This is a genomic window from Bradyrhizobium sp. AS23.2 (assembly GCF_001908185.1).
In the GTDB taxonomy this organism is placed as follows: Bacteria; Pseudomonadota; Alphaproteobacteria; order Rhizobiales; family Xanthobacteraceae; genus Bradyrhizobium.
In genome coordinates, this window is the sequence record NZ_LGHM01000021.1 from 96,989 (window position 1) to 108,104 (window position 11,116).

The window sequence follows — 11,116 nt, forward strand, 5'->3', positions numbered from 1 at the left end:
CGCGCCGGCGCCGCCCCTCCTTGCAAAAAAACTGAAAAACAACCCCATGCAAAGTAGGCGCGCGAGCGACGGATCGGGCGCGGCGGCGCTGGCGAAGCGATTGATGCGTCGAATAAAACGGCGGCAGCCGCGCAATCTCCCCTCACCTTGCCCCCGCTTGCGCGCAGTGGTCGGATTTTACGCGCAGCGGAAAATTCGGATGAGGCGGAACTTCCGGAAAAGCGGTGCCAAACGGCAGCCCCTCACCCCGCCCCTCTCAGCGTGAGCGAGGCTCGTCGCGCCCCGCAAGAACAGGGAGAGGGCGAAAGATCACGCCCCCGCCGCGTTCGTCGCGATCACGTTGCGATAGAAGCTCGCGCTGAGTTTGGGCGTGCGCACCTGCGTGTCGAAATCGACGTGATAGAGACCAAAGCGCTTGTTGAGCCCGAACACCCATTCGAAATTGTCCATCAGGCTCCAGAGGAAGTAGCCGCGCACCGGCACGCCTTCGGCGGTGGCGCGCTGGAGCTGGGCGAGATAGTTGCGCAGGTACATGATGCGGTCGGTATCGTAGATCTTGCCGTCGGGCGTGACCACGTCGTCGCCGGAGGCGCCGTTTTCGCTGATATAGATCGCATCCGTCTTCCAGATCTTGGCAGCCAGCTTCGGCACCCAGTAGATCGACTCAGGACCAACCCGCAGCCAGTCCGCGTTCATGTGCGGGAAGGATTTCGGGATCGGCAGCGGCATGAAGCCCGCGCCCTGGTCGGAGGCCACCACGTAGTTCTGCGGCGCGTAGATGTTGAGGCCGAGGAAATCGACCGGCGAGGAGATGATCTTCAACTCCGCGTCGGTGAATTTCGGCGCGTTGGGCCCGGCGAATTTCAGGAACGCGTCGGTATACTGGCCCGTCATGATGACGTTGAGATAGCCGGCATTCATCTCGCGCAGCGCGATCTCGGCGGCGCGGACGTTTTCCGGCGTGTCGATCGCGGGCGCGCAGACGTCGATGTTCTCGGCCGGCCCCACCCTGGTGCCGCGGCGGCCATGGGCGCGCACCGCCTGCACCGCAAGCCCGTGCGCGAGCGCGCTGTTATGCCTGATCTGGTTGACCTCGGCCTGCGGCAACGTCGCGCCCGGCGCGTCGATGCCGAGGCCATAGCCGAAATGGACGAAGCGGCCGCTCTCGTTCAGCGTGAACACGTTCCTGACGCGATCGGTCAGATGCTCCGCGACATAGGCCGCGTAGTCGCCAAAAATCTTGCAGGTCTCCGTCGAGCGCCAGCCGCCGAAACGATCCTGGAGCGATTGCGGCAGGTCCCAATGATAGAGCGTCAGCCACGGCTCGATGCCGTTCTTCAGCAGCTCATCGACGAGGCGATTGTAGAAGTCGATCCCCCCAGGGTTCGGCTTGCCGTCGCCGTCCGGAAACACCCGCGGCCAGGCCACCGAGAAACGATAGGCCTTGCAGCCGAGTTCCCTGATGAGCGCGATATCCTCCTTGTAGCGGTGATAGTGCTCGTTGGCGCGGTCGCCGGTGCTGCCATCCTCGATCTTGCCGGGGATACGGACGAACTTGTCCCAGATCGAGGCCCCTCGCCCATCCTCGTTGACTGAGCCTTCGACCTGATAGGACGAGGTCGCGGTGCCCCAGACAAAACCCGCCGGAAAGCCGTTCGCGCTACGCGGCGCCGCCGCCGCCGGCTTGGCCTCAGCGATCTCCAGAGGATTTGCGATTCCGGCTGCGGACAATCCCGCGATTTTCGCGAACTGGCGACGCGAGACCTTGTCCGACATTGATACTGCCCTCGAGATGATCGTTGCGGCGGCACAATGGCGGGTCGCGAGCCGTTTGGGAAGCGATGACGTTGGAACTTGCGGATGCAGAATTGCGGGGCGCGGCGCGCTGATCTCCCTTCTGCCGCTGTGGGGGACCGAGCGACGCACAGATCATGATCAACATCAGATCTAACCGGCCCCATCCATCGCATGACGATGCAGGGTTTTCGTCAAAGCAGGCATAGCGGCGGCCTCGCAGCGGGGCAGGTTCCAGGCCGCGGACTTATGAAGGCGCAGCCATAGCCTGATTGACGCGAGTTGAACGAAGGCAAGGTAGTTAGCGGCAAGCCTGTCGTAGCGCGTCTCCCCCCGCCGGGGGCTCAACGCCAGCCGTACCGGCAGGCCATTGCTATCGACCACCGCATGAATTTTGCTCGTCATGCCGCCGCGTGACCTTCCCATCGATCGGCGCGGTTCCTTGTGATGCAGGCCCCATGCTGATGCACGCGGACAATGGAAGTGCGCCACTGTTGTGGGCTAAGTAGACGTGAGCCGCCTCACTGCGGCCAATCCTTGCTGAGCGTGATGCCGATCATGATCAGCGAGCCGATTGCGACCGCCACCGGACAGATAAACGGCAACTCCTCCAGCACGCCGATAACGACTGCCCGGACGCGGAGAGTTCTCTTCACATGCGCAAAGCGCCAGCCTGCCACACCCATCGGATATCTCCGTTTGGCCCCCAGCAGCGGCGATCTTACTCTTTAGCGCGAAGCGATCTCCGCCCATAGCCCATTTGGATGTATCCCGAGATCAAGGTGAAGGAACCCTTGCATGGCCTGCTTGGCCCATCGCAGCCGATCAGCGACACTACAATAGGCTGTGAGCGCGCTGGCCCATCATGCGCACCTCTAGCTGCTTGCCCGCGCCTTCAATGCGGCGCGGCGAACCAATCGCGGGCCGGAAGTCCGGTCCGCGATGCGTTGATGATCAAGATCGGCCGTCGGAAGCTCGCCGCTGTCCGCGACGTCCCAGCGGCATTCCAGGTGGCCGTCGACCAGGTACCAACGACATGCCAGCGCCCGGGTTGGACGCAGGCGCCGGCCCTGCGGGCGGAGAAACCCCTGCAGGTTGTCATTGGAATGCGTGACCGGTTGCGCCGCGTACGCCGCGCGCCGCGGCTCAAACGACCGAAATTTTGCGAGTCTTGTGAACATCGCTCACCTCCACTTCCGCGATCATGCGGCAGGCCGGTGAGGATCTGGCGGTCAGATCGAAGCTGACCGCCCATCCACGCGGCTGAAGCCTGCGCGATCGGGTTCTATGTCCTGCGGCGTCACTGGCCCGGTCGTCGCCGGGGTTGTGCCGCCAAAGCTGATACTGCCCATGTGCCTTCGTTGATGGCTCGTTCGTCGGGGTGCTACGCCCCGGTCAGGAACGAATGTTCCGACAATTGGGCCGTACGCCTGACGCAGATCGCTGTCAAGCGAATTCGGCTATCCTCCGGGGGGGATCCTTGCTATCCTGGCGGGAGGATCATGGATATCCTCCCCAGGGGATTGGAGAACGTATGCAGGACCATCCGCACACCGCGATTGCCCAGCGCCTGAAGCGCGCCAACGGCCACCTCGAGAAGATCATCGAGATGGTCGAGCAGGGTGAGCCCTGCGCCCAAATAGCGCAGCAGTTGCAGGCCGTGGAGAGCGCGATCGAAAATGCCAAGAAGGCATTGATCCACGACCATATCAATCACTGCCTCGAGGAGACTCTCAAGCTGTCGGGGGCGAAAGGCCGCGCGGCGCTGAAGGACTTCAGGCTGATCGCCAAGTATCTCTGACCTGCAGCGGTGGAGCGGTCAGGTTCTCAAGGGGTGGAGACCTCGTGCGCCAATCGCTTCAACGCGATGGCCCTGCCATCGGCCGATTTGAGAAACAGGGGTACGGCAGCATCAGGGAATCGAGCAGTTCCGAGGGTCTCGAACAGTATTTGTTGCCACCAGTCGCTCTCGACTTGATCGAGGACAGAGAGATCGAGCATTGGCCTCAAAGCGAACTGCGGCCCAGCTTCCGGCCTGCCTGCGATGAGATCACGGCGTGATCCAGCGCGGCATTACTTTGGCAGGCATTCCACATTGTAGGCGATGATGATCTGGGCCGGATCGGCCTTGCCTATGCTTTTGAGGTCCTCCAGGCCGCTTCTCAACTTGTCGCCGGCATGCTTGAGGCTGCCTTCGAGTGACGCCTTGGCCGCCTTGCATCGCTCTTCGCTCGAGAACTCCTGAAACACCACGGTCGGGAGCAGCCGCCATTCCGCCTTGTCGCTGGTCGCGGCGGGACTGACCGAATACGAAAAGACATACATCAGGACCCACATCGGACTACTCCACGTGTGATGCGATGGCAGTGGCGGACTTCGCCCCGACGCCCTCAAGCCAGGCCAGCGCCGCGGTCTTCTGATCGAATGGAAATTGCCGGACCTCGGGCGACACCGCCATCTTCGCCAATTGCGTCACGGTCTTCAGGACCGCGCTATCCGTCACCGCAGCGATGCGATCGATATTGCGATGATCAGCCTGAACGAACTTGAGATGCGCGATCAGTGCGCCGAAGCCGTCCCACCCCGGAAATGCGCTTACACAGATCATCAGCCCGGCCAGCTTCCCGTTCGCCGCAATGATCGGGTCGACCTCTCCCGCCAGTCGCGCAAAGTCGTCCGCTGAAAGCGGACCGGTCGGCGAGACAGTGAGGATGCCCTGATCCCGCAACAGTTCGTACTCAATCACGTCATTCGCTCTGCGGCAGGCGACGGTCGGAACGACAGGTCCTGTCGAGGCGGGCCCTTGGCTTCTTCTTCAGCCAGCAGCCTCAGCAACATTTGCCGTCGCTCGTCCGATATTTGGGGGGCCGCCAGCTGCTTCTTGAACAGGGTCAGGTTCTCGTAATGAATGAACGCTTCAAGGGAACCCATGGTTGCCTCCCTGCTGCGTGCCGGGAACCGAGCTTAGACACGTCCGGTCTCAACGCGAAATTGTCCCAAGGGACAGCAGCTTACTCATAGACCCGCGCCGCAGTCAGGGCGCGTATGAGGTCCGCTACACCTCCGATAGCGGCGCAATGGCGGACCTCACTGGAGGTCCGAGTTTGGACCACAAGCCGAACTCTTGTTGATGACCGGCTCTGGCGCGAAAGCGGACCTCGGGCGGGTAGCCCCCTACGCGGCAACGCCTTCGATGGTCGCAAGTCACCAGGCGGCCGTAAGGGCGACCAAGTGAACAGCCGGATGTAGCGTTCCGAGCACCGCTACAACTACGAGGATAACCAGTCCGAATATCGTCTCGATCACACTGTTTCGGATCAGTTGATCTAGCGCGATAGACCGTTGCCAGTTTCCAGTGGAAGCGAGCCGCGGCGTCAGGCGGTAGCGGTTGATCGCAGCGAAGGCGAGCATCAGCACGAACATCGCCACTTTCAGCATCAGCACGCGCCCATATTCGGTCGCGATGAGCCCGTGGAGCGAGCCGACCAGAATGACGGCGTTGACAACGCCGCTGAGCAGAAGGACCGCTACGCTCACGATGCCCAGTACGGAAAATCGTCGGACGGCATCGCGGGCGGGCGATATGTCGTTACGTACCTCGGATGTCCCCAAAAAAATGATCAGTGACACCAGACCGCCGATCCAAGCCGCCGCAGCCACTGCATGCAGCGCATCGGCAGCCAGATGCAGATAGCCGGTTGCGCCAACGGTCGAGCCGGCATGTCCGGCCCAGGCAAGGCTGCCTGCAAACCCAATAGCCGCTGCGAGCCCCAGCCATTGTGTGGTCGCCCCGCGGCCATAGCCGAGACAGGCTGCCAGGCAGATTGCAAGACCGGCGCGAATCGTCGTCACCTCACCAAATTGCGTTTCGTTGACGGCGGTCGAAAGCACATCAACTGTCAGAGCCTCGTGGAGCGGCATTCCGCTCATCGAGGCCGCTTGCAGCATTAGCCAAATCGCGCCGGAGACTACGGCGACGACGAGACCGATCCACCTCCCCCGCCGCGTCCGCTTCCGGAATGAGGCGGCCGCCGTGGTGTCGTGCCGCAAGACAGGCATAGCGATGAAGCTGTCGAAAACAATGCTTCCGACAGCCATCGCTGTAGCCGCGAAGTGCACGGCGCGCGTCGCAATCAGCGGCGCTCCTGCTGCCGACCAGTCCATCGCGACGATGCTCTATGGACCGACCTGGAAGGTGAAGCTTCCATCGGTCGTGTGAGTGTCCACGGACAGCACGCGCCAATTCACGTGGTACGTGCCGACGCCGCCGCCCTTCACCGAGACAGAAATCCGGTTGCCATTGACGCGCGCCTTGCCGGCATCGACGCGTTTCCCGGAGGGATCGGTAACCGTCACCGAACTGAACGCCGGCTCCAGCTTCTGCGTGAAGTAGAGCGTCACCTCACGCGGTGGGCTCGCGACCTTGTTGCCGACGCGCGGCTCGGCATGGTCCAAGGAAGCATGCGCATGCGCCGTACCGGCTCCGAGCACAAGCAGTAGCGGGGCGATTCCGATCAAAGAAAAACATCGCATGGTCAATTACCTTTGAAAGGGAGTGGCGGGTTGGACCGGGCCACCGAACAACGGCTTGCCAATCCCGTGCGGATCGATGTCATCGAGGTAGAGGTGCAGCTGCGCGATCACGCCGACATTGCGACCGCTTTGCCGGTTGATCGGGATCAGTGCCTCGACGCCGAACTGGAAGGTGTTGCCGACCCAGATGACCCCTGGATTGATGGTGCCAGTGGTCAACGTTCCCGAGGTCAAGGTATTCCCCACCGGTGTCTGCAGAGTGGCCTCAACCAGCGGAATCAGGTGATTGATGAAATTCGGCAGGCCCAGATCGACCACGGCCGATTTCAGATAGGGCATGCTGTATTGGATCGTCCCGCCCCAGTTGAGCACACGCGGGTGGAACTCGGTGTCGGCGGTCACAGCACCGGTATCGGGATCGACGCCCAAGGTCGTGGTGAAGTTTCGCGCCGGGATCGCATAGCCGACCTGGCCGGTGATCGCGACCGGCCTGAGCCAGGACAGCGTGTCCGGCAGATCGCCCAGCCCTTTGCCGAAATAGACGTTCGGCGCGTAGTGATGGAAGGCCTCTGCGCCGACGCTGGCGTCTCCGGTGCCGCCCCATTCCACGCTTAAGCCCACCGACATCACGAACTCATGTTCCGGGTTTTTGAACACCCGATATTTGAAGGTCGTATCCAGGTTCTGGAAGCCATTGGCGCCGGGCACGGCCCGATCGACCGGGCCGAGGAAGGTGTAAGTGGTGCCAAACGACACCGCGAAATCCTCTGTGATCCGCTTGGAGAACTCGCCGGACACGTCCCGCTGCCGAACGGGCGGCACGTCGCCGGTTTTGAAGTTGTCGACCGTGGGCAGTGACAGCTCGTCGTTCACGCCGGGATCATCGATACCGATCGTTGCCGGAAAGAAGCGGTTGCCGACGATTTCGTGGGCCAAGCTCCCGGAAAGAGGAATAAGCGCAATCGCAGCGCCCCAGAGGCCTGCACGCGCATGAGAGATGGACATGGAACGTCTCCGCAGGTTGACGTGCAAATGCAACGGCCGTTAGCCGCCTTGTTCACGCCAATGGCGGAGGTGCTCGCGCCTGGGAGTTCGAGCCGATGCGGGATGGTGAGGGTCTCAATTCAGCGTCAGGCCAACGAACGGGGCGGTGCTGACCGGCGAACTGAATGATGGCGACAGGCTGTGGGGCATCAAGGGCCGCCGCCGCATGGCTTACGCAGATCGCGCAGAGGCCGTCATGGGCGTACGGCTCGCGATCTTGATCGCCTGACCCGGCGGGCTTGCCGCTATGGCAAATGCTGGCCGCTTCCAGCGGATCGGCGACCGCGATGCCGGTGATCCAATACGCCGCGATCGGCGCCAGGATCTGCATCACCAGCGCGAGCAGGATGATCGGAAGACATCGTTCTAGCCGTCGACGCATCAGTCCACCATGCGCTAGAGGCTATCGCAAGGATGGGCCATGGTCGAGGCAGCCGGCCGTGCCGAGCTCAGGAAGGAGGCCGCTCCTGACGATTTAGAGGGATGTGTTGCGCGCCGGCAACGCCGCGCATTCGCTCTCAGGGGCGCCGTTCTCCGCGCATCTCGCATGATCTTGCTGCGGATCGACGGTCCATTCGGGTCGGGTGTGGGCCATCCGGCATAGCGCCGATCAAAGGGCGGGCGTGTCAAGCGCCTTCAGCTCGTCAGCCGCGGCGATGATCGCGTTCCGAATTTTGAGGAAGTACTCCGCATCAATCCGCGACGCGAGCCAGTCCAGTTCGCCCGTATGGCCGTGTTCATGCACCTTGCGAACCACGCCTTCGCTGATGAGCGCGTCGAGGCAGCGCCGGACGTTTGAGCGCGGGAGCCCGAGATATTTGGAAATATCGGAAGCCGTACGCGGCGGTGCGCCGAGTTCGTCGCTCACACGAATCATCATCGCGACCAGAAGCTCTTCAAACACCGCGCCGAGGTGCTTGCGAGGATAACCGCTGCGCATCGCCACGAAGCAGGCCACCAACAACCTGCCGACAATCGCCGATTGCTTCTGGCGCTTCGTCAATGCCGCATCTGAATTGCCTGGGGTTTCTCCGGCCATTTTCGCCACCGTTGCCTTCGCTTGCGATTGTGCTTAGCTGGTGCATGCTTCGGCCGCAAATGAAGCTGTGTTAAGGTTTGGGGGGACATGGCTCATGCGTCGGCATATCAGAGACACTTTCGAAAATGACAGGGTTTTTGCGATTGGCGTGACCTGTCTCGGGCTTTTGCCGGTCGCAATATTGCTGGTTGCTCTCTTCGTTAAATGACCCTCCAGCCGTTCCTTTCGTCACATGCCTTCAAACCGCTCGGCGTGGTGGCCACTGCGTCCTGCCTGCGCGTTCCTGTCATTCACCGACAAACCAGCACGGGGGTTTTCGCGTACGTCATCACCTTGTTTGTCACACTGCCGATGAGAAGCGTCGAAAGTCCGCTACGCCCATGCCAAGACATGACAATGAGATCGCAGCCTTTGTCCTCGGCCGCTGCGACGATGGCTTGATCGGGTGGCACGTTCTCCACCTGAATGGTCTCGCAGGGAACACCGGCCTCCTTGGCCTCATTTGCCGCGTGATCCAACACACTCGCAAAGTCCCCCGTCACGGCAAGAAGCGGCTCCACAACGTAGATGATGGATACCCTGGCTTCAACGGACTTCGCCAGCGCCAACCCACGCGCCACCGCCAGCTCCGAACCATCTGTCGGAATGAGAATATGCCGGTACATGCTTCACCTCCCGATTGTCTGGACATATCAACGCCGTCGGAACGTTAGGCTGGGCTCCCATGAGGGATGCAGTCTTGCGATAGATCAATATCGGCATGCGCGGCGCCGTTGGGCCTGCATGTAGGCCGGTGGGTCGCCAGGTTCTCAAAGATCAAGTTCTCAAAGATGCAGACCTCGTGCGGCAATCGCTTCAACGCGATTGCCCTCCCATCGGCCGATTTGAGAAACAAGGTAACGACAGCATCAGCGTGATCGAGCAGTCCCGAGGGTCTCGAACAGCGTTTGTTGCCACCAATCGCTCTCGACTTGATTGAGGACAGCGAGATCGAGCATTGGCCGCAACGCGCTGTTTTTGGGCAGCACGATCGCATAACTCTCGCTGCTGAAGCTGGTATCGACGACACGGACCGCACTCGAAAAGTCATTGCGAACCATCCAGGTCAGCAACGGCTTGTCATGGACGAAGGCATCTATCTTGCCGGCTTCCAACGCCGAGAGGCCGCTCTGGATGTCCGGAAATGTTTGAAAGGACAGCCGTTGACGGCCGAGATATTCGGTCGTCGCGGAGTTCGCGACCGCGCCGACACGTACGGAGCGAAGATCGTTGAAGCCGTGAACGGCACCTTCGAGGCCTCTGCGCGTCAGCGTGGACGTGATACCGGCGGTGAATACGGCGATCGCAATCACGGATGCGATCATCCACCCCATTGCTACGATCCGGCCTGGAAGAGTTGCTGGCGCATTATGCGCGGCCCCGGCCTGGGTCATCGCGATCGTCGACCACCAGAAGCTGGAGCCTAGTCCTTTCGCGCCTCCACCAAAGTGCTCCGTCTTGCGTCGCTCCAGCATCCATATGAGAAAGCCGACTGCCATTGCGAAGCCAAGCAACACGCTGACAGCCTGGAAGAACCCGAAGGAAAGAAGCGCGCGCCCGATCGAGAGCCACGGATTCTCATTGATCGGCACCGCAACCCCAAGCCCGGTATTGTAGAAGGGTTGAGTAAAGTCGACGCTGTGCGCACGCGCGGCAGTCACTGTCACGGCGGCAACACCGGCATCGAACGTGCCGTTCGCAACGCCGTCCAGCAGGTCCGGGACGCTCTGGGTTTCCACCAGGCGGAAACGCAGATGCTCCCGATCCGCGATCTTTTTCCATAGCGTAATGCTGAGACCGCTCCAGCTCCCGTCCGGATGCTTCATTGCAAACGGCGGCGCCGCCTTGGTCGCCACCACCAATTCCCTGTCAGGGACCGCCGGCCCCTGGGCGTGGAGTTTAGTGAGGCCGAACGCAAGCATGGCCAGCGCCGCGAAGCATAGCAAGGCAGGGCGAAGCGGCAACATCACCGGCCTGGATCGAGAGGCCGGATGTTGTCGGGTGGCCCAATCGACGGCCGTCCGACACGACACGTCTTCCTTCGGGCTCAGGCCATGGGAGACTAGCGGATCTTCATTGAATGAATTCACGACCGACCTCGAGGCATGCCCCCACTCCCAACCAAGCGCGACTATTTGGCAATTCCACGGTGACTTGGTGAAAGTCGGCGAGACCGTACGCATCTACTTCGGTGTCGGTGGTCCGAACTTCACCTCATCGTTCCATCTCATCGGAGAGATATTCGACAAGGTCTACTTTCTTGGCGGCACGGTCATCGCCGAGTTCAAGGTTGATTTCCCCGGCAACTATACCCTCCTCGATCATGCGATCGCGCGGGCTGAGCGCGGGCTCGTCGTCTACTGCACGTCGAAGGGCAGCCAAACACGGAAATTTTCGACGGCAAGGTAGAGCCCGGAATGGGGCATTGACGAGCGCTGCGCGCTCGAACTTGCCTAGAGCCATTTCCGTTCCGATGGAATCGGAACGGGGCTCTAGATTTTAGTTTTGACGCGTTTTCTTGACGCGAACCGGTATCCACTTCGCTCGAAAACGCTCTAGGGTCTGTACTCAATAAGGATTCCCAGGACTAAGGGATTGTGATTCAAGCTTTCCAGCACATGGAGGCTTGGATGGCAAAGCAGGCTTACTGGCTGAGCGATGCGGAAT

Annotated in this window: 15 protein-coding genes and 1 pseudogene; 2 read left to right on the top strand and 14 right to left on the bottom strand. The window is 61.3% G+C overall.

The features are described 5' to 3' along the window. Nucleotides 1–309: 309 nt before the first annotated feature. The 4 genes and pseudogenes from AC630_RS04650 to AC630_RS04660 all read right to left on the bottom strand — a co-directional run bounded on the left by AC630_RS04650 (nucleotide 310) and on the right by AC630_RS04660 (nucleotide 2,975). Nucleotides 310–1,776, bottom strand: coding sequence for a GH1 family beta-glucosidase (locus tag AC630_RS04650; protein WP_074117287.1), 1,467 nt, complete (start codon nucleotides 1,774–1,776; stop codon nucleotides 310–312). A 255-nt stretch (nucleotides 1,777–2,031) separates the two neighbouring features. After that, nucleotides 2,032–2,226 (bottom strand): annotated as a pseudogene (locus AC630_RS46720) (IS5/IS1182 family transposase); the annotation flags it as partial. Between the two features lie 89 nt (nucleotides 2,227–2,315). Beyond that, nucleotides 2,316–2,480: a hypothetical protein gene (locus AC630_RS45210; RefSeq protein ID WP_167561131.1), complete on the bottom strand. Its 165-nt coding sequence runs from the start codon at nucleotides 2,478–2,480 to the stop codon at nucleotides 2,316–2,318. 189 nt (nucleotides 2,481–2,669) lie between these two features. Then, nucleotides 2,670–2,975, bottom strand: coding sequence for a hypothetical protein (locus tag AC630_RS04660; protein WP_074117289.1), 306 nt, complete (start codon nucleotides 2,973–2,975; stop codon nucleotides 2,670–2,672). Nucleotides 2,976–3,328: 353 nt separating this feature from the next. Between AC630_RS04660 and AC630_RS04665 the strand changes: the two genes are divergently transcribed. Further along, nucleotides 3,329–3,595, top strand: a complete 267-nt coding sequence (locus AC630_RS04665; RefSeq protein WP_074117290.1) for a metal-sensing transcriptional repressor — start codon at nucleotides 3,329–3,331, stop codon at nucleotides 3,593–3,595. Between the two features lie 272 nt (nucleotides 3,596–3,867). Here AC630_RS04665 and AC630_RS04670 read toward each other — a convergent pair whose 3' ends face one another. The 10 genes from AC630_RS04670 to AC630_RS04715 all read right to left on the bottom strand — a co-directional run bounded on the left by AC630_RS04670 (nucleotide 3,868) and on the right by AC630_RS04715 (nucleotide 10,371). Then, nucleotides 3,868–4,131: a hypothetical protein gene (locus tag AC630_RS04670; RefSeq protein ID WP_074117291.1), complete on the bottom strand. Its 264-nt coding sequence runs from the start codon at nucleotides 4,129–4,131 to the stop codon at nucleotides 3,868–3,870. A 4-nt stretch (nucleotides 4,132–4,135) separates the two neighbouring features. Next, nucleotides 4,136–4,540 carry a SpoIIAA family protein gene (locus tag AC630_RS04675; RefSeq protein ID WP_074117292.1) on the bottom strand — a complete coding sequence of 135 codons (405 nt, stop codon included), beginning with the start codon at nucleotides 4,538–4,540 and terminating at the stop codon, nucleotides 4,136–4,138. Then, complete coding sequence (locus tag AC630_RS04680; RefSeq protein WP_074117293.1) at nucleotides 4,537–4,725, bottom strand: hypothetical protein; 189 nt, start codon at nucleotides 4,723–4,725, stop codon at nucleotides 4,537–4,539. Before AC630_RS04680 ends, AC630_RS04675 begins: the two co-directional genes overlap by 4 nt. A 273-nt stretch (nucleotides 4,726–4,998) precedes the next feature. Beyond that, entirely contained in the window at nucleotides 4,999–5,958 is a 960-nt protein-coding gene (gene copD / locus AC630_RS04685; protein ID WP_074117294.1) for a copper homeostasis membrane protein CopD, read from the bottom strand. 12 nt (nucleotides 5,959–5,970) lie between these two features. Beyond that, the gene (locus tag AC630_RS04690) at nucleotides 5,971–6,312 is read right to left on the bottom strand and encodes a copper resistance CopC family protein (protein WP_245330257.1); all 342 of its coding nucleotides are present in this window, start codon (nucleotides 6,310–6,312) and stop codon (nucleotides 5,971–5,973) included. Between the two features lie 21 nt (nucleotides 6,313–6,333). Further along, nucleotides 6,334–7,332: a hypothetical protein gene (locus tag AC630_RS04695; protein WP_074117296.1), complete on the bottom strand. Its 999-nt coding sequence runs from the start codon at nucleotides 7,330–7,332 to the stop codon at nucleotides 6,334–6,336. A 52-nt stretch (nucleotides 7,333–7,384) separates the two neighbouring features. Then, the gene (locus AC630_RS04700) at nucleotides 7,385–7,753 is read right to left on the bottom strand and encodes a DUF2946 family protein (protein ID WP_074117297.1); all 369 of its coding nucleotides are present in this window, start codon (nucleotides 7,751–7,753) and stop codon (nucleotides 7,385–7,387) included. Nucleotides 7,754–7,981: 228 nt separating this feature from the next. After that, nucleotides 7,982–8,410, bottom strand: a complete 429-nt coding sequence (locus AC630_RS04705) for a helix-turn-helix domain-containing protein (protein WP_083636119.1) — start codon at nucleotides 8,408–8,410, stop codon at nucleotides 7,982–7,984. A gap of 290 nt (nucleotides 8,411–8,700) precedes the next feature. Beyond that, on the bottom strand, nucleotides 8,701–9,075 hold the full coding sequence (locus AC630_RS04710; RefSeq protein ID WP_074117299.1) for a universal stress protein: 375 nt from the start codon (nucleotides 9,073–9,075) through the stop codon (nucleotides 8,701–8,703). A gap of 243 nt (nucleotides 9,076–9,318) precedes the next feature. Continuing rightward, complete coding sequence (locus tag AC630_RS04715; protein ID WP_245330258.1) at nucleotides 9,319–10,371, bottom strand: transporter substrate-binding domain-containing protein; 1,053 nt, start codon at nucleotides 10,369–10,371, stop codon at nucleotides 9,319–9,321. A 154-nt stretch (nucleotides 10,372–10,525) separates the two neighbouring features. On the opposite strand from AC630_RS04715, the gene AC630_RS42765 reads away from it, so the two are divergent. Continuing rightward, the gene (locus AC630_RS42765) at nucleotides 10,526–10,858 is read left to right on the top strand and encodes a cupredoxin domain-containing protein (protein ID WP_245330259.1); all 333 of its coding nucleotides are present in this window, start codon (nucleotides 10,526–10,528) and stop codon (nucleotides 10,856–10,858) included. Nucleotides 10,859–11,116 lie beyond the last annotated feature (258 nt).

What these genes read in the sequence shown, in the direction of transcription:
- AC630_RS04650 (WP_074117287.1), bottom strand. Translation starts at nt 1,776, where the DNA reads ATGTCGGACAAGGTCTCGCGTCGCCAGTTCGCGAAAATCGCGGGATTG.
- AC630_RS45210 (WP_167561131.1), bottom strand. Translation starts at nt 2,480, where the DNA reads ATGGGTGTGGCAGGCTGGCGCTTTGCGCATGTGAAGAGAACTCTCCGC.
- AC630_RS04660 (WP_074117289.1), bottom strand. Translation starts at nt 2,975, where the DNA reads ATGTTCACAAGACTCGCAAAATTTCGGTCGTTTGAGCCGCGGCGCGCG.
- AC630_RS04665 (WP_074117290.1), top strand. Translation starts at nt 3,329, where the DNA reads ATGCAGGACCATCCGCACACCGCGATTGCCCAGCGCCTGAAGCGCGCC.
- AC630_RS04670 (WP_074117291.1), bottom strand. Translation starts at nt 4,131, where the DNA reads ATGTGGGTCCTGATGTATGTCTTTTCGTATTCGGTCAGTCCCGCCGCG.
- AC630_RS04680 (WP_074117293.1), bottom strand. Translation starts at nt 4,725, where the DNA reads ATGGGTTCCCTTGAAGCGTTCATTCATTACGAGAACCTGACCCTGTTC.
- copD (WP_074117294.1), bottom strand. Translation starts at nt 5,958, where the DNA reads ATGGACTGGTCGGCAGCAGGAGCGCCGCTGATTGCGACGCGCGCCGTG.
- AC630_RS04695 (WP_074117296.1), bottom strand. Translation starts at nt 7,332, where the DNA reads ATGTCCATCTCTCATGCGCGTGCAGGCCTCTGGGGCGCTGCGATTGCG.
- AC630_RS04700 (WP_074117297.1), bottom strand. Translation starts at nt 7,753, where the DNA reads ATGCGTCGACGGCTAGAACGATGTCTTCCGATCATCCTGCTCGCGCTG.
- AC630_RS04705 (WP_083636119.1), bottom strand. Translation starts at nt 8,410, where the DNA reads ATGGCCGGAGAAACCCCAGGCAATTCAGATGCGGCATTGACGAAGCGC.
- AC630_RS04710 (WP_074117299.1), bottom strand. Translation starts at nt 9,075, where the DNA reads ATGTACCGGCATATTCTCATTCCGACAGATGGTTCGGAGCTGGCGGTG.
- AC630_RS04715 (WP_245330258.1), bottom strand. Translation starts at nt 10,371, where the DNA reads ATGCTTGCGTTCGGCCTCACTAAACTCCACGCCCAGGGGCCGGCGGTC.